We start from the raw sequence: 22,253 nt of genomic DNA on the forward strand, positions 1-22,253 counted from the left end.
GAGCTATTCCCGCATCATCATGATTTCTAAGCTCTAAACCTGAAATCCGGTGATTAATTTGACGCTGTCGTAACGTTGATTTCTCTGTCGTTACGGGAGGCGCATTATACGAGAAATCCGTTTTGCTGCAACCCCCCTTGAAGCGTTTTTTTTGAAATCTCGTTCAAGTGCCGAATAATTCATCATCCTGGTGCTTTTTACGCCGAATGGCAAGCGCCATCCGGCAAAGACGAGGATCAGAGCTTAATAAAGTTTTCGCGATAGTAGGCCAGTTCAGCCACTGACTCACGGATATCATCCATTGCCTGGTGCGTGCCCTGCTTCTTAAAGCCATCGAGAATTTCTGGCTTCCAGCGACGCGCCAGCTCTTTGAGTGTGCTCACGTCCAGATAACGATAGTGGAAGTAGGATTCCAGTTCCGGCATATACTTAAACAGGAAACGACGGTCCTGGCCGATGCTGTTGCCGCAGATCGGCGATTTCCCTTCCGGAACCCACTGCTTGAGGAATTCAAGCGTCGCCAGTTCCGCCGCGCGGTCGTCAAGGGTGCTTGCTTTCACGCGTTCGACCAGCCCGCTGCCGGTATGCGTGCGCACGTTCCACTCATCCATCAGCGCCAGTTGTTCATCGGACTGATGCACCGCAATGGTCGGGCCTTCAGCCAGAATGTTCAGATTCGCATCAGTCACCAGGGTGGCGATTTCAATAATGCGATCGCGCTCGGGATCGAGACCGGTCATCTCCAGATCGATCCAAATCAGGTTGTTTTCATCTGCACTCATGTTATTTTCCACCCTTATCGCGTGACTATATTCATCTAAAATAGCGTGTATCATAGATCTTTTGCCCATTATGGGCGACCAGGAGTCTGTACGATTGAGTAAAAATAAACTCTCCAAAGGTCAACAGCGTCGCGTGTCGGCTAACCACCAGCGCCGTCTTAAAACGACTGCGGAGAAGCCCGACTACGATGACAATCTGTTTGGTGAAACCGCTGAAGGCACCGTTATCAGCCGTTTTGGCATGCATGCTGACGTTGAATCCGCCGACGGCGAGACGCACCGCTGCAACATCCGCCGCACCATTCGTTCGCTGGTTACCGGCGATCGCGTTGTCTGGCGTCCGGGTAAAGCGGCAGCCGAAGGCGTGAACGTCAAAGGCATCGTGGAAGCGGTACATGAGCGTACCTCGGTGCTGACGCGCCCGGACTTTTACGACGGCGTAAAACCGATTGCCGCCAATATCGATCAAATCGTTATCGTCTCGGCCATTCTGCCGGAACTGTCGCTGAATATTATCGACCGTTATCTCGTCGCCTGCGAAACGCTGGACGTCGAACCGATCATCGTGCTGAATAAAATCGATCTGCTGGACGACGAAAGCATGGCTTTCGTGAATGAGCAGATGGATATCTACCGCAACATTGGCTATCGCGTGCTGATGGTTTCCAGCCATACACAGGATGGTTTGAAACCGCTGGAAGAAGCGCTGACCGACCGCATCAGTATTTTTGCCGGGCAGTCTGGCGTCGGGAAATCGAGCCTGTTGAATGCCCTGCTGGGTCTCAACGAAGAGCGGATCCTCACCAATGATGTTTCCGATAACTCCGGTTTAGGCCAGCACACCACTACCGCCGCACGCCTGTATCACTTCCCGCATGGCGGCGATGTGATTGATTCTCCGGGCGTTCGTGAATTTGGCCTGTGGCATCTTGAGGCGGAACAAATCACCAACGGCTTTGTCGAATTCCATGATTATCTGGGTTTGTGCAAATACCGCGACTGCAAACATGACACCGATCCCGGCTGCGCCATCCGCGAAGCCGTTGAAGAAGGTAAAATTGCCGAGACGCGATTCGAAAATTATCACCGCATTCTGGAAAGTATGTCGCAGGTAAAAACGCGTAAAAACTTTTCTGATGGTGATAACTGAGAATTATGCTTTAGCGACTGACATTTATCGCGTGCGTCGTTAAAATCGCCACCTTTTCTTTTGGGACCCGCGCCTGATGCGGGTTCAGGAACGACACATCATGGCCTGGAGGCTACTTTGTTAAACGATCTTAAACTTTCACTGCAATACATTCTGCCTAAACTGTGGCTTACCCGCCTCGCAGGCTGGGGTGCGAGCAAGCGAGCAGGATGGCTGACCAAGCTGGTTATCGATCTGTTTGTGAAATACTACAAGGTCGATATGCAAGAGGCGCAGAAACCAGATACCGCCAGCTATCGTACCTTCAACGATTTCTTCGTCCGTCCATTGCGCGATGAAGTGCGCCCGCTGAATACCGACCCTAATGTGCTGGTGATGCCTGCCGACGGTGTGATCAGCCAGTTAGGCCGTATCGAAGAAGACAAAATTTTGCAGGCCAAAGGCCACGACTATTCACTGGAAGCGCTGCTGGCAGGTAACTACCTGATGGCAGATCTTTTCCGCAACGGGACTTTCGCCACTACCTACCTGTCGCCACGTGACTATCACCGCGTCCATATGCCGTGCAACGGTATCCTGCGCGAAATGATCTACGTGCCGGGCGATCTCTTCTCCGTGAACCATCTGACCGCGCAGAACGTACCTAACCTGTTTGCCCGTAACGAACGCGTTATTTGCCTGTTCGATACCGAATTTGGCCCGATGGCGCAGATTCTGGTCGGTGCAACCATCGTTGGCAGTATCGAAACCGTATGGGCAGGTACGATCACGCCGCCACGTGAAGGCGTCATCAAACGCTGGACCTGGCCGGCCGGCGACAACGAAGGCTCCGTTGCCCTGCTGAAAGGCCAGGAGATGGGCCGCTTCAAACTGGGCTCCACGGTCATCAACCTCTTCGCGCCAGGCAAAGTCCAGTTGATTGAAGAGCTGAAAAGCCTCTCTGTGACGAAGCTGGGCCAACCCCTGGCAGTCTCAACCGAAGCCGTTGTCGTTCCAGAGCCGGAAGTTCTGCCAGAGGAAGAAGTGGCGGCTGAAATTGCAGCCAGCCCGCTGGTTGAAGACAAGAAATACGAAAGCTAACTTCAAAAAGGGTTCTGACGTGCGCCTGATTATCACTTTCCTGATGGCCTGGTGCCTCAGCCTGGGGGCGTACGCAGCGACGGCCCCCGATAGCAAACAGATAGCTCAGGAGCTGGAGCAGGCTAAATCTGCCAAACCTGCCCAGCCCGAAACCGTTGAAACCTTGCAGGGTGCGCTGAACGCGCTCGAGGAGCGAAAAGGCTCCCTTGAGCGCGCCACGCAGTATCAGCATGTAATCGACAACTTTCCTAAACTTTCCCAAACATTACGCACCCAACTGAATAACCTGCGGGAAGAGCCGCGCGAGGTTCCTGAAGGCATGAGCGCTGATGCGCTAAGTCAGGAAATTCTTCAGGTCAGCAGCCAGTTGCTGGAAAAAAGCCGCCTGGCGCAGCAGGAGCAGGAGCGCGCGCGGGAAATCGCCGACTCCCTGAATCAGTTGCCGCAACAGCAAACCGATGCCCGTCGCCAGTTGAATGAAGTGGAACGCCGCGTCGGCACGCAAACGGCCAACACACCACAGGCGCAGGCGCAAAACCTGGCGTTACAGGCCGATTCTGCGCGTCTGAAGGCACTGGTTGATGAACTGGAACTGGCGCAGCTTTCGGCAAACAATCGCCAGGAGCTTTCACGCATGCGTTCAGAACTGGCGCAGAAACAGGGCGAACAGCTGGATGCGTATCTTCAGGCGCTGCGCAATCAGCTTAACAGCCAGCGCCAGCGCGAAGCGGAACGGGCGCTGGAAAGCACCGAACTGCTTGCCGAAAACAGCGCTAACCTGCCCGTCGGGATTGTTAATCAGTTCAAAGTTAACCGTGAGCTTTCTCAGGCGCTCAATCAGCAGGCTCAGCGTATGGACCTGGTGGCCTCACAGCAGCGCCAGGCGACAAGCCAAACCTTGCAGGTTCGTCAGGCGCTGAACACGCTGCGCGAGCAGTCGCAGTGGCTGGGTTCCTCTAATCTATTAGGCGAAGCGTTACGCGCGCAGGTTGCTCGCCTGCCGGAAATGCCGAAGCCCCAGCAGCTTGATACCGAAATGGCGCAGTTACGCGTGCATCGGCTGCGCTATGAAGATTTACTCAATAAGCAGCCGCAACTGCGCCAGATCCAGCAGGCCGATGGCAAACCGCTTACCGCCGAGCAAAATCGTATACTGGAAGCGCAGCTTCGCACTCAGCGTGAACTCCTCAACTCGCTGTTGCAGGGTGGAGACACGCTGATTCTGGAACTTACCAAGCTGAAAGTTTCCAATAGCCAACTGGAAGACGCGTTAAAAGAGGTGAATGAAGCCACCCACCGCTATCTGTTCTGGACCTCAGACGTACGGCCAATGGACTTCAGCTGGCCGCTGGAAGTGGTGCAGGATCTGCGCCGCTTAATCTCGCTGGATACCTTCAGCCAGCTAGGTAAAGCCACCGCGATGATGCTCACCAGCAAGCAGACGCTGCTACCGCTCTTTGCGGCGCTGATTCTGGTGGGTTTCAGTATCAGTTCGCGCAAACACTTCACCCGTTTTCTGGAACGTTCCAGCGCGCGCGTGGGCAAAGTCACCCAGGATCATTTCTGGCTGACCATGCGTACCGTTTTCTGGTCGATTCTGGTGGCCTCTCCCCTGCCCGTGCTGTGGGCAACGCTGGGTTATGGCCTTCAGGAGGCCTGGCCTTATCCGCTTGCCGTGGCGATTGGCGATGGCGTAACCGCCACCGTGCCGCTGCTGTGGGTAGTGATGATCTGCGCCGCCTTTGCCCGTCCGAACGGCTTGTTCATCGTACACTTCGGCTGGCCGCGCAACCGCGTGCTGCGGGCGATGCGTTATTATCTGATGAGTATCGGGCTTATCGTGCCGCTGATTATGGCGCTGATCATGTTCGATAATCTCAACGATCGCGAATTTTCCGCCTCATTAGGCAGGCTGTGTTTCATTCTGATTTGCGGCGCGCTGGCGGTGGTCACGCTCAGCCTCAAACGCGCAGGCATTCCCCTCTGGCTCGATAAAGAGGGCGATGGCGATAACATGGTCAACCGCCTGCTGTGGAACCTGCTTTCCGGTGCACCAATGGTCGCAATTCTCGCGGCGGCCGTCGGTTATCTGGCAACATCACAGGCATTGCTCGCACGTCTGGAAACCTCGGTCGCCATCTGGTTCCTGTTGCTGGTGATCTACCACGTCATCCGCCGCTGGATGCTGATACAGCGCCGTCGTCTGGCGTTTGACCGTGCCAAACATCGACGCGCAGAGATGCTGGCTAACCGCGCCAGAGGCGAAGAAGAGACGCACTCCACCAGCCTTGAAGGATCGGTGGAAGCCGAGGTCAGCGAAGTCGATCTCGACACCATCAGCGCCCAGTCATTGCGTCTGGTACGCTCGATTCTGATGTTGATTGCGTTAGTTTCGGTGATTGTGCTGTGGTCCGAAATTCACTCCGCTTTCGGCTTCCTGGAAAATATCTCACTGTGGGATGTCTCCTCGACCGTGCAGGGTGTGGAAAGTATTGAGCCCATTACGCTCGGCGCGGTGCTGATTGCGATTCTGGTGTTTATCATCACCACCCAACTGGTACGCAATTTGCCCGCGCTGCTGGAACTGGCGCTGCTCCAGCATCTCAATCTGACGCCAGGCACCGGGTATGCCATCACCACCATCACCAAGTACCTGCTGATGCTATTTGGCGGGCTGATTGGCTTCTCGATGATTGGGATTGAGTGGTCGAAATTACAGTGGCTGGTTGCGGCACTCGGTGTCGGTTTAGGTTTCGGCTTACAGGAAATTTTCGCCAACTTTATCTCTGGCCTGATTATCCTGTTTGAGAAGCCGATTCGTATCGGCGATACGGTCACCATTCGCGATTTGACCGGGAGCGTCACCAAAATCAACACCCGCGCCACTACGATTAGCGACTGGGACCGCAAAGAGATTATCGTGCCGAATAAAGCCTTTATCACCGAGCAGTTCATCAACTGGTCGCTGTCGGATTCGGTTACCCGCGTGGTGTTGAGCATTCCGGCACCGTCGGACGCTAATAGCGAAGAGGTTACGCAAATCCTGCTGACCGCGGCACAACGTTGTTCACTGGTCATTGATAACCCGGCACCGGAGGCTTTCCTGGTCGACCTGCAACAGGGGATTCAAATCTTTGAACTGCGTATCTACGCAGCGGAGATGGGCCACCGTATGCCACTACGCCATGAAATCCACCAGCTGATTCTTGCCGGCTTCCGCGAGCACGGTATCGATATGCCGTTCCCACCGTTCCAGATGCGTCTGGAAAGCCTGGGGGGAACAAAAACGCCAGCGGGAAGAACGTTAACGTCCGCTGGGCGTGGACGTAAGGCGGGAAGTTTGTAAAACATGTAAAGGTTCGGTAGGGCGGGCAAGCGTAGCGCCCCCGCCACTGCCTGATGGCGCTTCGCTTATCAGGCCTACCGATCCTCTTTCTTACTCCATCGCCAGCTCAGGCGCATTCGCCGTCCGGCGGCGATAGTTCTCGTAAATCCCCATCGCCATCAGCGAGAAGAAGATTGGCCCGCCAATCATCCACAGGGCGCTGCTCCAGTCATTCGCTTCAATCACCGGTTGGATAACGGTGAAAATGTTCGCGAACGAGACAATCAGCACCACCACCGCAGTGGCGACCAGCGCAGAAGCCCGCGTTTTAAAGATAACAAACGGCCTTTCCAGATTGGTTTTCGCTTTGAAGAACGGGAACGCCAGCGCAAGGAAAAGATACGGCAGCGTCATTGAGACGTTCGCCATTAGCGTCAGTTTGTTATAAAACGCGGAAGCCGTATCACCGCCAAACGACACCAGCAGAATAAACAGACACACCAGGCCACACTGCGCCCACATTGCGGTTTCCGGCATACCGCTGGCGTTCAGGCGCGTGACGGACGTCGGCCACAGCGCTTTTGGCGTACCCTGCACAATGGCTTTCAGCGGCGAGTAGATGAGGGTGAAGAACGCGCCGGTATACGCGAGGAACATCGACAGGCCGGTAATGCGCGCAAACCATATGCCAAGCGAGGTGGTCGCTTCAGGCGATAATCCCAGCGCATGTCCCAGCGTTTCGCCCAGACTGTGCATCAAGATGTAGGTGATATTCCCGAGATTAGTCGCGCGATTGCTCAGCACCGCCTGCCAGTTTGTGCTCACTCCCCACAGAACGATCGCCAGTGCGTAACCGATGGAGATAACGATCGCCGCGAAGATAATGCCTTTCGCAAAGTTCTTCTCCGGGTTTTCGGTTTTATCCACCAGACCGCCAACCGCTTCGATGCCGCCATAGGCAAAGATAGCAAATACCACAAACGACAGCATCGCCAGGCCAGACTGGTAGCCCGGATTTGGCGACGCGACAAGGTTAATCGGCTCTGCAAAATTCCCGCCGTTCAGCGCCAGAATGGTGATGCTCACCACCAGCAATACCAGGTTCAGGCACATTACCGAAATCCCGCCCACTGCGGTAATTTTGGCGATTTTGTTGATCCCACGGGAAGCGACAAACGTCACCAGCAGCATCCAGCATACCGCCAGAATACCGACAGCCTGCGTGGGGGTCAGACCAGCGAAAGCCCACACCTGCGTTTGATCCGAACCGCACAAAAAGGTGGAAAACGGCACCCACACTTTCGCCGCGGTACTGACCATCCAGATAACATAGGACGAGAACCACATAAAGGTGCCGATAAAAGCGAAGCGTGGCCCAACGCTGTTATTCATCCACGAATAGATGCCGCCCTCTTCTTTGCGATATGCCGATCCCATTTCCGCCATCATTAAGGCGAAAGGAATGAAGAAGAAGAGTGCTGAGAGAATATAAAAAGGGGCCGCGCTGTAGCCCATTAAATAGAATGCCGACGGGCTATTGGCAAAGCCAAACACCGACGTAAAGATCATCAGAATAAGCCCAGTGAGGCTCATCTTTTTTAGAGACTGGTTCATCTTGCCGTTCCAAAAAGAGTCTTAACTCAAATAACGTTACCCCACGCCGGGCGGCAGGGGCGAAAGCGCGGATAGTAGCAAAAAACCAGACTATTATTGTGACAATATTGGCGAATGACGAATGAAAGACTGTAAATAACAGGTGAAGTGGTCACATCATCTAAGTAACGTGAATATTATGATTCTTTTAAATAACGCGCGGCTATATTTCATCAATATGCGCCGCGCGAAGACAATCAGGCGCGATCGACCGTGAAGGCGATAACGTCGGCAATTTGCTCCGCGTCCAGCGCCAGCATCACCAGACGATCGACGCCCAGTGCCACGCCGGAACAATCGGGCAGGCCTGCGGTTAAGGCGTCCAGCAGGTTCTGATCAATAGGCTGCTGCGGCAGACCACGCGCGGCGCGCTTGCGGTTATCCTGCTCGAAACGCTGCTGCTGTTCACGCGCGTCAGTCAGTTCATGGAAACCGTTCGCCAGCTCCATTCCTTTGAAATAGACCTCGAAACGTTCCGCCACACGGTGATCTTCGGCGCTGATTTGCGCCAGCGACGCCTGGCTCGCCGGGAAGTGGTAAACAAACGTCGGGCGATCTTTACCAATGTGCGGCTCTATGCCAAAGGCAAACAGCAGTTGTAGCAGGGTGTCCCTGTCTTCTTCTGCATCGGCAACGTTGCTGAGATCCAGTTTCGCAGCCACTTCACGCAACAGCGTTTTGTCCGCAGAGAGGGGATCAATTTCCAGATAGCGCTGGAACGCCTGCTGATATGAGAGGCTTTCCGCCGGCTGGCACTCCAGAACCTGTTGCAGTAAATCATCCACCTCGTTGATGAGTCGATACATATCAAAATGCGGACGATACCATTCCAGCATGGTGAATTCCGGGTTGTGGTGACGCCCCATTTCTTCATTACGGAAGCTTCTGCACAACTGGAATACCGGGCCACAGCCTGCTGCCAGCAGACGCTTCATGTGGTATTCCGGGCTGGTCATCAGATAGAGATTCACCCCCTGGGAATGACCCGGGCCCACAAAGCGAGTCTCAAACGGCACCAAATGGACATCGGTTACCGTTGCCTGGCTCATACAGGGCGTTTCCACCTCAAGCACGCCGCGGTCAGCAAAGAATCGACGAATTTCCGTCATAACAGCCGCGCGTTTTAACAGATTGGGGATGGATGCGCTCGGCTGCCAGGTTGCCGTCTCGCTCATGGTTTTTTCTCCAGATTCAAACAAGGGCACGAAGTCTACTCGTAACCCGTCAGCGAGACAAATTTTGTGCAGAAATTATTAGTCTGGTCAGTGGGTACAAAGGAGTAGTGAGGGGTAGTTTAGTAATTAAATTAATCACAATTAGTGATGATTAGAGGCCATCAGACTCAAAAATAATCGAACACATCAAATTTCCCTCAGATTTCTACGGGTATACTGCTTTACCCATAAAGGAGCAGTGGAAACGTTTCCGCCATAGCGAGTCGTAATCAGGTGAACTACCTTTTGCTTGGAGCGAGTGCGGAATAACAATAATCTGGAGGAATGTCGTGCAAACCTTTCAAGCCGATCTTGCCATTATAGGTGCTGGCGGAGCTGGTCTACGAGCAGCCATCGCCGCAGCGCAAGCTAATCCAAACGCCAAAATAGCTTTAATCTCAAAAGTTTATCCAATGCGTAGCCATACTGTCGCGGCTGAAGGTGGCTCCGCTGCCGTCGCGCAGGATCACGATAGCTTTGAATACCATTTTCACGACACCGTAGCCGGCGGGGACTGGCTCTGTGAGCAGGATGTCGTGGACTACTTCGTCCATCACTGCCCGACAGAGATGACCCAGCTTGAGCAATGGGGTTGCCCGTGGAGCCGTCGTCCGGATGGTAGTGTTAACGTGCGCCGCTTCGGTGGGATGAAAATCGAACGTACGTGGTTCGCCGCTGATAAAACCGGCTTCCACATGCTTCACACCCTCTTCCAGACCTCTCTGCAATTCCCGCAAATTCAACGCTTCGATGAACACTTCGTCCTCGATATCCTGGTGGATGACGGCCAGGCTCGCGGCCTGGTGGCGATGAATATGATGGAAGGCACGCTGGTGCAGATTCGCGCCAACGCGGTGGTGATGGCGACCGGCGGCGCAGGCCGTGTATATCGCTACAACACCAACGGCGGCATCGTCACCGGTGATGGTATGGGTATGGCGCTCAGCCACGGCATTCCGCTGCGTGATATGGAATTCGTTCAGTATCACCCAACCGGCCTGCCAGGTTCTGGCATCCTGATGACAGAAGGCTGCCGTGGTGAAGGCGGTATTCTGGTCAACAAAAACGGCTACCGCTATCTGCAGGATTACGGCATGGGTCCGGAAACTCCACTGGGCGAGCCGAAAAACAAATATATGGAACTGGGTCCGCGCGACAAAGTTTCTCAGGCTTTCTGGCACGAGTGGCGAAAAGGCAACACTATCTCCACGCCGCGCGGCGATGTGGTTTACCTCGACCTGCGTCATCTGGGCGAGAAAAAACTGCTGGAACGCCTGCCGTTCATCTGTGAACTGGCGAAAGCGTACGTGGGCGTCGATCCGGTGAAAGAGCCGATTCCGGTTCGTCCGACCGCGCACTACACCATGGGTGGCATCGAAACCGATCAGCAGTGTGAAACCCGCATTAAAGGGCTGTTTGCGGTGGGCGAATGTTCCTCCGTTGGCCTGCATGGCGCAAACCGTCTGGGTTCCAACTCACTGGCTGAACTGGTGGTCTTTGGCCGCATGGCGGGTGAACAGGCAATGGAACGCGCCGCAACAGCAGGCGAAGCCAATAGCGCCGCGCTGGACGCCCAGGTTGCGGACGTTGAAAACCGCCTGAAAGCATTGGTTAATCAGGAAGGTAGCGAAAACTGGTCGAAGATCCGCGATGAAATGGGTCTGTCGATGGAAGAAGGTTGCGGTATCTACCGTACACCGGAATTGATGCAGAAAACCATCGATAAGCTGGCCGAGCTGCAGGAACGCTTCAAACGCGTACGCATCACCGATACTTCCAGCGTGTTCAACACTGACCTGCTCTACACCATTGAGCTGGGCCACGGCCTGAACGTCGCCGAATGTATGGCGCACTCCGCTATGGCGCGTAAAGAGTCTCGCGGCGCGCACCAGCGTCTGGACGAAGGCTGCACCGAGCGCGATGACGTCAACTTCCTCAAGCATACGCTTGCTTTCCGCGATGCCGACGGCACCACGCGTCTGGACTACAGCGATGTGAAAATCACAACGTTGCCGCCAGCCAAGCGTGTCTACGGTGGCGAAGCTGAAGCAGCCGATAAAAAGGAGAAAGCGAATGGCTGAGATGCATAACCTGAAAATCGAAGTGGTGCGCTACAACCCGGAAGTGGACTCCGCGCCGCACAGCGAATTCTATGAAGTGCCTTATGATGAAACCACCTCGCTGCTGGATGCGTTGGGCTACATCAAAGATAACCTTGCGCCAGATCTGAGCTATCGCTGGTCCTGCCGTATGGCGATTTGCGGTTCCTGCGGCATGATGGTCAACAAGGTGCCGAAGCTGGCTTGTAAGACCTTCCTGCGCGATTACACCAAAGGCATTAAGGTTGAAGCGCTGGGCAACTTCCCGATCGAGCGCGATCTGGTTGTCGATATGACGCACTTTATTGAAAGCCTGGAAGCGATTAAGCCGTACATCATCGGTAACTCGCGTACGCCGGATCAGGGCCCGAATAACCAGACGCCAGCGCAGATGGCGAAGTATCATCAGTTCTCCGGCTGCATCAACTGCGGCCTGTGCTACGCCGCCTGCCCGCAATTTGGTCTGAATCCTGAGTTTATCGGCCCTGCCGCGATTACCCTGGCGCACCGCTATAACGAAGACAGCCGCGATCACGGGAAGAAAGAGCGTATGGCGCAGCTGAACGGCCAGAATGGCGTCTGGAGCTGTACCTTTGTCGGTTACTGCTCTGAGGTGTGCCCGAAACACGTCGACCCGGCAGCGGCCATTCAGCAGGGTAAAGTGGAAAGCTCGAAAGACTTTCTTATCGCTACCCTGAAACCACGCTAAGGAGTGCATCATGACGACTAAACGCAAACCCTATGTGCGGCCAATGCCGTCCACCTGGTGGAAAAATCTGCCGTTTTATCGCTTCTATATGCTGCGTGAAGGAACGGCGGTGACCGTTGTCTGGTTCAGCGTTTTGCTGATTTGCGGCATTTTTTCGCTGAAACATGGGCCAGAATCCTGGGCCAATTTTGTCGGTTTTCTGCAAAACCCGATTGTGGTGATCCTGAATATCATCACCCTCGCGGGCGCGCTGCTGCATACCAAAACCTGGTTTGAGCTGGCGCCGAAAGCCGCCAATATTATCGTGAAAGACGCAAAAATGGGGCCAGAGCCAATTATTAAAGGGCTCTGGGTTGTGACGGCTCTCGTCACCGTGGTCGTGCTGTTTGTAGCACTGTTCTGGTAAGGAGGCCAGGATGATTAATCCAAATCCAAAACGTTCTGACGAACCGGTTTTCTGGGGCCTGTTTGGTGCAGGTGGGATGTGGGGCGCAATCGTCGCGCCGGTGATTGTCCTGCTGGTTGGCATCATGCTTCCGTTGGGGCTATTCCCGGGCGATGCGCTGAGCTACGAGCGCGTGCTGGCCTTTGCACAAAGCTTTATTGGCCGCGCATTTCTGTTCCTGATGATTGTGCTGCCGCTGTGGTGCGGTTTACACCGTATTCACCACGCGATGCACGACCTGAAAATTCACGTTCCAAACGGAAAGTGGGTTTTCTATGGCCTGGCTGCTATTCTGACGGTTGTGACGCTGATTGGTATCGTCACCCTCTGATGAAGTCCTAATGTTAATCCGGCCCGCCACTGGCGGGCCGTTTTGTATGGAAGCCTGGTCATGTTCAAAATGTCTCTTTGCGCGCTGCTGCTTGGCGCATCCTGCACCGTACTTGCCGCCCCTCACACTGAACAACAGATAACGGATATCGTTAATCGCACCATTACGCCGCTCATTAAAGAGCAGGCCATTCCCGGCATGGCCGTCGCGGTCATCTATCAGGGCAAACCGTATTACTTTACCTGGGGTGACGCCGACGTCGCGAAAAAGCAGCCCGTCACGCAACAGACCCTGTTCGAGCTGGGTTCAGTCAGTAAAACGTTCACTGGCGTACTGGGCGGCGACGCTATCGCACGTGGGGAGATTAGCCTGAACGACCCGGCGACAAAATACTGGCCAGAACTTACCGGGAAACAGTGGCAGGGCATTACGCTACTGCATCTCGCGACTTACACCGCTGGTGGTTTACCGCTACAGATACCGGACGACGTGACGACCGATGCGCAACTGCGTCGCTATTATCAAAACTGGCAGCCAGAATGGGCGCCAGGCACGCACCGCTTATATGCCAACGCCAGCATTGGGCTTTTTGGCGCGATGATGGTGAAACCGTCTGGTTTGAGCTTTGAGAAAGCAATGACGGAGCGTGTGTTACAGCCGCTTAAGCTCTCGCAGACATGGGTCACCGTCCCGGCCGCCGAACAGAAACACTACGCGTGGGGATATCGCGATGGGAAAGCCGTGCACGTCTCACCCGGCCCGCTGGACGCCGAAGCCTATGGTGTGAAATCCAGTATTCAGGATATGGCGCACTGGGTGCAGTTCAATATGAACGCCAGCAAAATCAAAGAGAAAACACTGCGACAGGGTATTTCACTGGCACAATCGCGCTACTGGCAAATTGGCGAAATGTATCAGGGGTTAGGTTGGGAAATGCTGAACTGGCCAGTCAACCCTGACACCATCGTCAACGGCAGCGACAGTAAAATCGCCCTCGCCGCCCTGCCCGCGAAAGCGATAACGCCGCCTGCGTCCGCGGTAAGCGCATCGTGGGTGCATAAAACCGGCGCAACCGGCGGATTTGGTAGCTACGTCGCCTTTGTGCCGCAGGAAGAACTCGGCATTGTAATGCTGGCAAATAAGAACTACCCCAACCCTGCACGCGTAGCCGCCGCGTACCAAATTCTGAATTCGCTAAAATAAGTGATTTCTGGCCTGTTTCGGCAGGCCGTTCCCACGCGATTTTCCTGCTGTCATCTACACTTAACAAAAAACCAGTAAGGAAACTCTTATGCGCATCCTGCCCGTTGTCGCCGCCGTCACCGCCGCGTTTTTGGTGGTTGCCTGCAGCTCTCCGACTCCGCCAAAAGGCGTTACCGTTGTGACCCCCTTTGATGCAACTCGCTACCTTGGCACATGGTACGAGATTGCCCGTTTTGATCACCGATTTGAACGCGGGCTGGAACAAGTCACCGCTACCTATCGTCTGCGTGACGACGGTGGTCTGAACGTGACAAATAAAGGCTATAACCCGGATCGGGCCATGTGGCAGAAAACCGAGGGGAAAGCGTATTTCACTGGCGATCCAAACCACGCAGCCCTAAAAGTGTCGTTCTTCGGCCCGTTCTACGGTGGCTATAACGTAATTGCCCTCGATAAAGAGTACCGCCACGCATTGGTTTGCGGGCCGGATCGCGACTATCTGTGGATACTCTCACGCACACCGACCATTTCAGATGAGATGAAACAGCAGATGCTGACCGTCGCAACCCGGCAGGGGTTTGATGTGAGTAAGCTAATTTGGGTCAAACAACCCCATTAATGGGTGCTGAGTTTCAGGCCGATGATCCCCGCAACAATCAGCCCCAGGCTCGCCAGACGCATGGGGCTTGCAGATTCACCCAGCAGGAGAATACCGGTAATGGCGGCGCCCACCGCGCCAATACCTGTCCAGACGGCATAGGCCGTGCCGACAGGCAGGCTTTTCATTGCCCAGGAAAGTAACGCCATACTGACTATCATGGCCGCGATGGTGATGATGCTTGGTGTCAGGCGGCTGAACCCATGGGTGTATTTCAGGCCAACAGCCCACACCACTTCGAGTAAACCCGCGATAAGTAGAATAATCCAGGACATAACAGGCTCCAGATAAATGGGGCCGTCCCCGATGAAAAAGGCGCTTACGGGTCGTCCCGCAAGGCGATGGTGAGAGACTATTTTATCAATCGTAAACGCGAGGGGCAAACAGGAAGAACGGTACGGAGAAGTCGCCGTACCGTTAAAAGGCTAAAGGCGCAAATTACTGCTGAGCTTTCGTGGCCGCACCGGAAATCGCATTGCCACCATCAGAAATATCTTCGCCAACGCCGCGTGTCGTATTACACGCCGTCAGTACGGATGAAAGCACTACCACGGTAAAAAACGCTGCAATTGTTTTCTTAATCATCATATCGTCCTTTAATGGTCAATGTTTTATGCATGTAGCCTGTTAAGCATAGACAAATTCCCGTACATCGACGGAAAAGAAGAACGATTTAAGAATAATGAAGGGTTAGCTGGCGGCGTTGGAAATAATGCCACCGAGATCTTTGATATCTTCCCCAACACCACGGGCGGTGTTGCATCCGCTCAGCAATGCGCCGGCGACAATCAGCAGTAGAAGTGTTTTAACGGTACGAGTCATCATCCTTGCCTGAAATCATCAGGCGCAGCGCCGTGCTGCGCCCTCATTCATCCATTTATAACATGGATTACTTCACGCGGGATACATATTCGCCAGAGCGGGTATCCACTTTGATCACTTCGCCAATCTGAACGAACAGCGGAACTTTAACCACTGCGCCAGTGGACAGGGTCGCCGGCTTACCGCCAGTACCTGCGGTGTCGCCTTTCAGACCTGGATCAGTTTCAACGATTTCCAGTTCTACGAAGTTCGGCGGCGTAACGGAGATAGGCTGACCGTTCCACAGGGTCACGATGCATTCAGCCTGATCCAGCAGCCATTTAGCGTTGTCGCCAATCGCTTTTTCGTCAGCAGACAACTGTTCGAAGGTTTCGTTGTTCATGAAGTGCCAGAACTCACCGTCGTTATACAGGTAAGTCAGGTTCATATCGACAACGTCAGCACCTTCAGCGGAGTCAGTAGACTTGAAGGTTTTTTCTACACGGGTACCGGTCAGCAGGCGGCGCAGTTTAACGCGAGCAAACGCCTGGCCTTTACCTGGTTTAACGAATTCACTGGCTTCAACCGCATACGGTTCGCCATCCAACATGATTTTAAGACCAGCACGAAAATCGTTGCTATAGTAAGTCGCCATAAGGCCCTCTGAAATTGTGAAATGGTAGCTTAGCCACAAAATGGCGCATATTGTAACCCTAAATACCCCATCCAGAGAAGATTGGTTATCGCAACTTGCCGATGTTGTGACCGATCCGGATGAACTATTACGTCTTTTAAATGTAGACGCTGATGAAAAATTGCTCGCAGGAAGAGAAGCGAAACGTCTTTTCCCGCTTCGCGTTCCTCGCGCGTTTATCGCCCGGATGGAAAAAGGTAACCCGAATGACCCGTTATTGCGTCAGGTTTTAACCGCGCAGGACGAGTTCATCACCGCACCCGGTTTCTCGACCGACCCGCTGGAAGAGCAGCACAGCGTGGTGCCGGGGCTACTGCATAAATACCATAATCGGGCGTTGCTCCTGGTGAAGGGCGGGTGTGCGGTGAACTGCCGTTACTGCTTCCGTCGTCACTTTCCGTATGCGGAAAACCAGGGCAACAAACGCAACTGGCAGGCCGCGCTCGACTACATCGCGCAGCATCCTGAGCTGGACGAAATTATTTTCTCCGGCGGCGACCCGTTGATGGCGAAAGATCATGAGCTGGAGTGGCTGATCACGCACCTTGAAGCCCTCCCGCATGTTAAACGTCTGCGCATTCACAGCCGCTTGCCCATTGTTATTCCGGCACGCATCACCGATTCGCTGGTTGCGCGTTTTGCGCAAAGTCGGCTGCAAATTCTACTGGTGAATCACATCAACCACGCCAGAGAGATAGACGATGAATTTCGTGCTGCAATGGCGCGATTACGTCAGGCGGGTGTGACGCTGTTAAACCAGAGTGTGCTACTGCGCGGCGTGAACAATCATGCTCAAACGCTTGCGGACCTCAGTAACGCGCTCTTCGACGCGGGCGTGATGCCTTACTACCTTCACGTTCTCGACAAAGTGCAGGGCGCAGCCCACTTCCTGGTCAGCGATGACGAAGCGCGTGCAATTATGCGCGAACTGCTGACACTGATTTCCGGTTATATGGTGCCGAAACTGGCGCGTGAAATTGGCGGCGAGCCCAGTAAAACGCCATTAGATCTGCAACTTCGCCAACATTGATTCATCTGCCCTCTATTATGAGGGCATTATTATTCGATTAAAATATATTTATTAACTTAATAATAGTTATTGAACTGAGTTTATCTGGACATCAGTAATAGCTGTGATATTTTACTTCACCATCTGATACGGCCCTAATTAATAATATATATCTATATTTTCCAAATAAGCATTTACAAGATATATGGTTATGGAGAACCAACATGGCGTTGAATATTAAAAGCGTTAATACCGGTGTTATTCGTCAGGGAAATGCATTTGTCGCATTGGCCTTAAAAATCAAAGAACCTAAAAACAAAGAATCTCTCTTCTTTTTCCCTGCTCTGGTACTCAGAGACCTCCTTATCGCCCTGGAAAGCCGTCTCGCAGCGCTGCACCAGCAGCAAGGCGATGAAAAGCAGAAGTACGAGAAAGCACGCGATAAAGCCGGTAAAAAGATGCTGGAAAGCGTACCTGCGCTTCTGGAAGATGAGTTACGTCATGCCGATATCAATTTCCGCGCCGATGGGCTGGAACTGTCTAAAAATGGTAAAGATGAGTTAACTATTACGCTAAAACTGCATCGCGGGGAAAGCGTTGAACTGACCATTAATGAATTACAGATTGACCTTCTGGTCAAAGCTATTATTCACTCCATTAATAATGCAGGAATGAAAGAACTGGCACTGCGTATTTCTTCACTGCTGGACTTCCTGCCACTGTATGATGCGGATTGCCAGGAAAAAGGCAGTCTGGAATATGATTTTTATGACCAGCCGCAGTGGAAACACGATCTGTTCAATCATTATCTGGCGGTACTTTATCGCTTTACCGATAAAGACGGTAAAGAGTGCTTTAGCGGCAGTATCGTTAAAACTCGCACGCCGTCGGGCAGTAAAGAAGCGCAGGCGGTTTCTCGCCGTTTACTCGATTTCAGCCCACGACTGAAAAAATTGGCCGGGACGCCTTGCCAGGTGTATGTCAGAACCTTAAACGCGAATAACGGCCAGCAGCTGACGCAAGAACAGTGTTTACGCGCGCTGTATCATTTACGCGTACAGTCGGTGAAAACGGCAGCCTGATGGCGTCGGATGGCGGCGATAACGTCGCCATCCGGCAATTAGCGCCCCTGAAAAATCAGTTCGGGCACTTATAAACCTGGCCGTTCATTTCGGTGTCGGTCGGTACAAAGCTTGAAAGCATGCCTTGAGTTGGGCTGCTGACACCGTAGATCACGTTGCCGCCCATCTCCGCCGCATGGTTACGCAGCGCATTCGCCGCACCGCGCATCGAGCCACCCTCTTCGCCCGTCTGGCCAGAAAGCCAGTTTCCCTGTTTACCTGTAGCAGTACCTAACAGCTGGCATTCTGCGCCCGGCTTATCTTCAACGAAGCGAACATTCTGCCCGCCCGCGCTTAATTCGTTGCTGGAACTACAGCCAGCTAACAGCAGCGCGGCGCCAACGATCCCTGCTAAATATTTTACCTGCATGTTATTCCCCATAATCAATGAGCTGGACGCATGTCGTCCGTGTGTAAACCTTATACTAAAAAGATGACCAAAAGAAAAACCCCCGGTCATTTCTGACCGGGGGTTTCTTTATTGCTATGGGGTATAGCGCACGATTACATCATGCCGCCCATACCACCCATGCCGCCCATACCACCAGCAGCACCTAAGTCAGGCGCATCGCCTTTCGGCAGGTCGGTCACCATGCACTCGGTGGTGATCATCAGGCCAGCAACGGATGCCGCGTACTGCAGAGCAGAACGGGTAACTTTCGTTGGGTCCAGGATACCGAAGTCGATCATGTTGCCGTATTCTTCAGTTGCTGCGTTGTAACCGTAGTTACCTTCGCCCGCTTTAACTGCGTTAGCAACAACAGACGGTTCTTCACCGGCGTTCAGGACGATCTGACGCAGCGGCGCTTCCATTGCGCGCAGCGCAACTTTGATACCCACGTTCTGGTCTTCGTTCTGAGCAGTCAGGCCAGCCAGTTTCGCTGCAACGCGAACCAGCGCCACACCACCACCAGCAACCACGCCTTCTTCTACCGCAGCACGGGTCGCGTGCAGGGCATCGTCAACGCGTGCTTTTTTCTCTTTCATTTCAACTTCGGTAGCAGCACCGACTTTGATCACTGCAACGCCGCCTGCCAGTTTAGCAACACGTTCCTGCAGTTTTTCACGATCGTAGTCAGAGGTCGCTTCTTCGATCTGTTTGCGGATCTGAGCTACACGGCCCTGAATCGCTGCTTCTTCACCCACGCCATCGATGATGGTGGTGGTGTCTTTGTTGATAACAACGCGTTTCGCCTGACCCAGATCTTCCAGAGTCGTTTTTTCCAGCTCCATACCGATCTCTTCAGAGATAACGGTACCGCCGGTCAGGGTTGCGATGTCCTGCAGCATAGCTTTACGACGGTCGCCGAAGCCCGGTGCTTTAACAGCAGCCACTTTCACGATGCCACGCATGGTGTTAACCACCAGCGTCGCCAGCGCTTCGCCTTCAACGTCTTCAGCGATGATAACCAGCGGTTTGCCTGCTTTCGCAACGGCTTCCAGAACTGGCAGCATTTCGCGGATGTTGGAGATTTTTTTGTCAGCCAGCAGGATGAACGGGCTTTCCAGCTCAACAGCACCGGTGTCCGGTTTGTTGATGAAGTACGGAGACAGGTAGCCACGGTCGAACTGCATACCTTCAACCACGTCCAGCTCATCTTCCAGACCAGTGCCGTCTTCAACGGTGATCACGCCTTCTTTACCGACTTTATCCATCGCTTCCGCGATCAGTTTACCTACGGTTTCGTCGGAGTTAGCGGAGATGGTACCAACCTGAGCAATCGCTTTAGAGTCAGAGCACGGTACGGACAGCGCTTTCAGCTCTTCAACAGCAGCCTGAACCGCTTTATCGATACCGCGTTTCAGGTCCATCGGGTTCATACCCGCAGCAACAGCTTTCAGGCCTTCAGTGATGATGGATTGGGCCAGTACGGTCGCGGTGGTGGTACCGTCGCCTGCAGCGTCATTCGCTTTAGAGGCAACTTCTTTCACCATCTGCGCGCCCATGTTTTCGAATTTGTCTTCCAGCTCGATTTCACGCGCGACGGAAACACCATCTTTAGTGATGGTCGGCGCACCGAAGGATTTGTCGAGAACCACGTTACGGCCTTTCGGGCCCAGGGTTACTTTAACTGCGTCTGCCAGTACGTTTACGCCGCGCAGCATTTTCACACGAGCGTCGTTACCGAATTTTACGTCTTTAGCTGCCATTATCTTTATTCCTTAAATTCGTATGTTCAGTGTCGTTCGCGGATTACGCTTCAACAATTGCCAGAATGTCGCTTTCGGACATGATCAACACTTCTTCGTTGTCGATCTTCTCGGATTTCACGCCGTAGCCATCGTTGAAAATAACGATGTCACCAACTTTAACGTCCAGCGGCTGCACAGTCCCGTTTTCCAGGATGCGACCCTTACCGACAGCGATGATTTCGCCACGAGTTGATTTTGCTGCTGCAGAACCGGTCAGAACGATGCCGCCAGCAGATTTCGTTTCAACTTCTTTACGTTTGACGATCACACGATCATGTAACGGACGAATACTCATTGATAGCTCTCCTTTGAGAAAGTCTTTATCAGTTATGGGTGACGCCGGGCCGCAATCGGTTTTCCGGCTAGTGACCAGAGAGATGGGGATGGGCTCTCTGCCCTTCAAGGGGCAAATCGAAAAAAATTTCAGAAAAAATTGCGATCGCTGCGAAACGGTGTAGCCCGACGAAAATCAGGGTAAATCGCTTGCGTTTCAGCCAATAAGGGGTGTGATACTATCCGTTTCTTTACGAATGCCAGGACGCGGTCATGAGTGGTCTGAAACAAGAGCTGGGGTTGGCTCAGGGTGTGGGTTTACTTTCAACTTCATTATTGGGAACCGGCGTCTTTGCGGTTCCTGCGCTGGCAGCGTTAGTTGCCGGGGGAGATAGCCTGTGGGCGTGGCCCGTTCTGATTATTCTTGTCTTTCCCATCGCCATTGTTTTCGCCATTCTGGGCCGTCATTTCCCCAGCGCGGGCGGCGTGGCGCACTTTGTCGACAGGGCGTTTGGCCCGCGGCTGGCGCGCGTGACCGGCTGGATGTTCCTTTCGGTTATCCCCGTGGGTCTCCCTGCGGCGTTGCACATCGCCACCGGTTTTGGCCAGGCGCTGTTTGGCTGGCACGACAGCCAGTTGTTGCTGGCGGAGATTGGCACGCTGGCGATTGTCTGGTGGCTGGGCTCGCGTGGGGCCAGTTCCAGCGCTAACCTGCAAACGCTGGTTGCAGTACTCATCGTGGCGCTCATTGCCGCCATCTGGTGGTTTGGTGATATTCGCCTGGGCGCAATCCCCTTCCCGCCCGTCACGCAAATTGCACCCGACCATTTGTTCTCAGCGCTCTCCGTGATGTTCTGGTGCTTCGTCGGGCTGGAAGCGTTCGCCCATCTGGCCTCTGAATTTAAAAATCCTGAGCGCGATTTCCCGCGCGCACTGATGATTGGCCTGCTGCTCGCGGGTACGGTTTACTGGGCCTGTACAGTGGTGGTGCTGCACTTCAACGCCTATAACAATGAACTGGCGGCCGCCGCCTCGCTGCCTACCATCGTGGTGCAACTCTTTGGCGTTCAGGCGTTGTGGGTGGCCTGCGTGATAGGCTATCTCGCCTGCTTTGCCAGCCTGAACATCTATATCCAGAGCTTCGCGCGGCTGGTCTGGACACAGGCGCAAAATAAGCCGCAGAGCCCGCTGTCACGCCTGTCGAAAAAGCAGCTTCCCGTTAATGCGCTGAACGCGGTATTAGGCTGCTGTGTGATCAGCACGCTGGCAATTTTCTGGCTCGATATCAACCTTGATGCGCTGATCGTCTACGCTAACGGCATCTTCATTGTTATCTATTTGCTGTGCATGCTGGCGGGATGCCGCTTGCTGAAGGGGCGTTATAAAGCGCTGGCGGTGACGGGCGCACTGCTTTGCGTCGTTTTGCTGGCGATGGTGGGATGGAAGTGTTTGTACGCGCTGGTGATGCTGGCGGTGTTCTGGCTGTTCCTGCCAAAAAGCAGTGGCGCGTAAA

At 53.8% G+C, this 22,253-nt stretch carries 22 protein-coding genes; 12 read left to right on the forward strand and 10 right to left on the reverse strand.

Features of this window, described 5'->3' with window-relative positions; translation table 11 throughout:
• Positions 1-236 precede the first annotated feature (236 nt).
• Positions 237-782, reverse strand: coding sequence for an oligoribonuclease (gene orn / locus F0Q32_RS24780; RefSeq protein ID WP_149465068.1), 546 nt, complete (start codon positions 780-782; stop codon positions 237-239).
• A 94-nt stretch (positions 783-876) separates the two neighbouring features.
• On the opposite strand from orn, the gene rsgA reads away from it, so the two are divergent.
• From rsgA to mscM, 3 genes are all read left to right on the forward strand, one after another.
• Positions 877-1,932: a small ribosomal subunit biogenesis GTPase RsgA gene (rsgA, locus tag F0Q32_RS24785; RefSeq protein ID WP_041686331.1), complete on the forward strand. Its 1,056-nt coding sequence runs from the start codon at positions 877-879 to the stop codon at positions 1,930-1,932.
• 117 nt (positions 1,933-2,049) lie between these two features.
• Positions 2,050-3,012, forward strand: a complete 963-nt coding sequence (gene asd, locus F0Q32_RS24790; protein WP_149465069.1) for an archaetidylserine decarboxylase — start codon at positions 2,050-2,052, stop codon at positions 3,010-3,012.
• A gap of 19 nt (positions 3,013-3,031) precedes the next feature.
• A complete protein-coding gene (gene mscM, locus F0Q32_RS24795; RefSeq protein WP_149465070.1) occupies positions 3,032-6,358 on the forward strand; it encodes a miniconductance mechanosensitive channel MscM in 3,327 nt (1,108 codons plus the stop codon).
• Between the two features lie 90 nt (positions 6,359-6,448).
• On the opposite strand, the gene yjeM is transcribed toward mscM, so the two are convergent.
• Positions 6,449-7,951 (reverse strand): glutamate/gamma-aminobutyrate family transporter YjeM, encoded by a 1,503-nt coding sequence (yjeM, locus tag F0Q32_RS24800; protein ID WP_149465071.1) that lies wholly within the window; start codon positions 7,949-7,951, stop codon positions 6,449-6,451.
• Positions 7,952-8,187: 236 nt separating this feature from the next.
• Complete coding sequence (gene epmA / locus F0Q32_RS24805; RefSeq protein WP_149465072.1) at positions 8,188-9,165, reverse strand: elongation factor P--(R)-beta-lysine ligase; 978 nt, start codon at positions 9,163-9,165, stop codon at positions 8,188-8,190.
• 329 nt (positions 9,166-9,494) lie between these two features.
• Here epmA and frdA point away from each other — a divergent pair, with 329 nt between their 5' ends.
• The 6 genes from frdA (at position 9,495) to F0Q32_RS24835 (ending at position 14,610) form a co-directional block, all read left to right on the forward strand.
• Positions 9,495-11,285, forward strand: coding sequence for a fumarate reductase (quinol) flavoprotein subunit (gene frdA / locus F0Q32_RS24810; protein ID WP_149465073.1), 1,791 nt, complete (start codon positions 9,495-9,497; stop codon positions 11,283-11,285).
• Positions 11,278-12,012 carry a fumarate reductase iron-sulfur protein gene (gene frdB / locus F0Q32_RS24815; protein ID WP_149465074.1) on the forward strand — a complete coding sequence of 245 codons (735 nt, stop codon included), beginning with the start codon at positions 11,278-11,280 and terminating at the stop codon, positions 12,010-12,012. Before frdA ends, frdB begins: the two co-directional genes overlap by 8 nt.
• Before the next feature lie 10 nt (positions 12,013-12,022).
• Positions 12,023-12,418 (forward strand): fumarate reductase subunit FrdC, encoded by a 396-nt coding sequence (frdC, locus tag F0Q32_RS24820; RefSeq protein ID WP_149465075.1) that lies wholly within the window; start codon positions 12,023-12,025, stop codon positions 12,416-12,418.
• Positions 12,419-12,428: 10 nt separating this feature from the next.
• A complete protein-coding gene (gene frdD / locus F0Q32_RS24825; RefSeq protein ID WP_149465076.1) occupies positions 12,429-12,788 on the forward strand; it encodes a fumarate reductase subunit FrdD in 360 nt (119 codons plus the stop codon).
• A 60-nt stretch (positions 12,789-12,848) separates the two neighbouring features.
• The gene (gene ampC / locus F0Q32_RS24830; RefSeq protein ID WP_149465077.1) at positions 12,849-13,991 is read left to right on the forward strand and encodes a CMY2/MIR/ACT/EC family class C beta-lactamase; all 1,143 of its coding nucleotides are present in this window, start codon (positions 12,849-12,851) and stop codon (positions 13,989-13,991) included.
• Between the two features lie 88 nt (positions 13,992-14,079).
• The gene (locus tag F0Q32_RS24835; RefSeq protein ID WP_149465078.1) at positions 14,080-14,610 is read left to right on the forward strand and encodes a lipocalin family protein; all 531 of its coding nucleotides are present in this window, start codon (positions 14,080-14,082) and stop codon (positions 14,608-14,610) included.
• Here F0Q32_RS24835 and sugE read toward each other — a convergent pair.
• The 4 genes from sugE to efp all read right to left on the reverse strand — a co-directional run bounded on the left by sugE (position 14,607) and on the right by efp (position 16,105).
• The gene (gene sugE, locus F0Q32_RS24840; RefSeq protein ID WP_149465079.1) at positions 14,607-14,924 is read right to left on the reverse strand and encodes a quaternary ammonium compound efflux SMR transporter SugE; all 318 of its coding nucleotides are present in this window, start codon (positions 14,922-14,924) and stop codon (positions 14,607-14,609) included. The two genes, F0Q32_RS24835 and sugE, sit on opposite strands and share 4 nt — an antisense overlap.
• A gap of 163 nt (positions 14,925-15,087) precedes the next feature.
• Positions 15,088-15,234 (reverse strand): lipoprotein toxin entericidin B, encoded by a 147-nt coding sequence (gene ecnB / locus F0Q32_RS24845; protein WP_015966233.1) that lies wholly within the window; start codon positions 15,232-15,234, stop codon positions 15,088-15,090.
• 105 nt (positions 15,235-15,339) lie between these two features.
• Positions 15,340-15,471, reverse strand: a complete 132-nt coding sequence (locus F0Q32_RS24850; protein WP_149465088.1) for an entericidin A/B family lipoprotein — start codon at positions 15,469-15,471, stop codon at positions 15,340-15,342.
• Positions 15,472-15,538: 67 nt separating this feature from the next.
• A complete protein-coding gene (gene efp, locus F0Q32_RS24855; RefSeq protein ID WP_149465080.1) occupies positions 15,539-16,105 on the reverse strand; it encodes an elongation factor P in 567 nt (188 codons plus the stop codon).
• Positions 16,106-16,145: 40 nt separating this feature from the next.
• Between efp and epmB the strand changes: the two genes are divergently transcribed.
• Both epmB and yjeJ read left to right on the forward strand, forming a co-directional pair.
• Positions 16,146-17,174, forward strand: coding sequence for an EF-P beta-lysylation protein EpmB (gene epmB, locus F0Q32_RS24860; RefSeq protein WP_149465081.1), 1,029 nt, complete (start codon positions 16,146-16,148; stop codon positions 17,172-17,174).
• 203 nt (positions 17,175-17,377) lie between these two features.
• A complete protein-coding gene (gene yjeJ, locus F0Q32_RS24865; protein ID WP_149465082.1) occupies positions 17,378-18,235 on the forward strand; it encodes a YjeJ family protein in 858 nt (285 codons plus the stop codon).
• Between the two features lie 55 nt (positions 18,236-18,290).
• Here the strand turns inward: yjeJ and F0Q32_RS24870 are convergent, their stop codons facing one another.
• The 3 genes from F0Q32_RS24870 to F0Q32_RS24880 form a co-directional block, all read right to left on the reverse strand.
• A complete protein-coding gene (locus tag F0Q32_RS24870) occupies positions 18,291-18,644 on the reverse strand; it encodes a DUF4156 domain-containing protein (RefSeq protein WP_015966237.1) in 354 nt (117 codons plus the stop codon).
• A 134-nt stretch (positions 18,645-18,778) separates the two neighbouring features.
• The gene (gene groL / locus F0Q32_RS24875; RefSeq protein ID WP_149465083.1) at positions 18,779-20,425 is read right to left on the reverse strand and encodes a chaperonin GroEL; all 1,647 of its coding nucleotides are present in this window, start codon (positions 20,423-20,425) and stop codon (positions 18,779-18,781) included.
• A 43-nt stretch (positions 20,426-20,468) separates the two neighbouring features.
• On the reverse strand, positions 20,469-20,762 hold the full coding sequence (locus tag F0Q32_RS24880; RefSeq protein ID WP_003855929.1) for a co-chaperone GroES: 294 nt from the start codon (positions 20,760-20,762) through the stop codon (positions 20,469-20,471).
• Between the two features lie 251 nt (positions 20,763-21,013).
• On the opposite strand from F0Q32_RS24880, the gene yjeH reads away from it, so the two are divergent.
• Positions 21,014-22,252, forward strand: a complete 1,239-nt coding sequence (gene yjeH, locus F0Q32_RS24885) for an L-methionine/branched-chain amino acid transporter (protein WP_149465084.1) — start codon at positions 21,014-21,016, stop codon at positions 22,250-22,252.
• Position 22,253 lies beyond the last annotated feature (1 nt).

The sequence above is a fragment of the Pseudocitrobacter sp. 73 genome (assembly GCF_008369545.1).
GTDB lineage: Bacteria > Pseudomonadota > Gammaproteobacteria > Enterobacterales > Enterobacteriaceae > Pseudocitrobacter > Pseudocitrobacter vendiensis.